Annotated in this window: 1 protein-coding gene; it reads right to left on the bottom strand. The window is 69.0% G+C overall.

Going from position 1 to position 696, the window contains the following annotated elements:
* Positions 1-491 (bottom strand): hypothetical protein (locus AS156_RS43000; protein ID WP_201456093.1); only part of this gene is annotated, 491 nt, incomplete at its 3' end.
* Between the last annotated feature and the right edge of the window lie 205 nt (positions 492-696).

Here is a 696-nt window from a genome sequence, read left to right as displayed (position 1 = left end):
CCGGTTCCCGAAAACTGCTGCTGGCCGATAGCGCCGCCGTTGCCGCCATTGCCACCGTTGCCTCCCTTGATCGATGAACCCTGGTCGGCGGTGGTGATCACGCCCCCACTTGCAAGCGCAACGGCGCCACTGCCGCCGCTGCCGCCATTGCCGCCATTGCCGCCGCTGCCATCCGCCGAGAGCTGATCGGTGCAAATGCCGCCGCCGCAACTGTGCTGAAGCGTGCCAAAGCCGCCGTCGCCACCGTTGCCGCCGTTGCCGCCGTCGCCGCCGGACACCGTCCCACCATGGAAAGCGGTGAAATATCCCGAACTGTACAGGAGGAAGCCATCGCCACCGCCGCCGCCGCCGCCACCGCCGCCGGTGCCGGGCAAGGTGGTAAAGAGAAGATACACATTGGCCCCGTTGCCACCGACGCCACCGACTCCGCCGACGCCGCCGGCTCCGCCGGTTGCCAGAGCTGTAGCCTCGTTGGCTCCTGCGTCGATCATCGCGGAGCCAAAGCCTCCGCCCCCGCCTCCACCGCCGCTGCCGGCATCACCGCCACCGTTCACAACGATGACTTCGACAACGCCACCAGCGCCCGCGGTACCTGGATCGCCGGCAATTCCGGATTGCCCGATGGGCGGATTGGGAAAGTAACCGCCGGACGTGCCGCCACCGCCGCCGCTACCACCACCGCTGGCGCCGGTACCG

Origin of the sequence: Bradyrhizobium macuxiense, from assembly GCF_001542415.1 — a bacterium.
GTDB classification, from domain to species: Bacteria; Pseudomonadota; Alphaproteobacteria; order Rhizobiales; family Xanthobacteraceae; genus Bradyrhizobium; species Bradyrhizobium macuxiense.
Note: the sequence above shows the minus strand (reverse complement) of the source record. Positions and strands in the feature narration are given on the sequence as shown.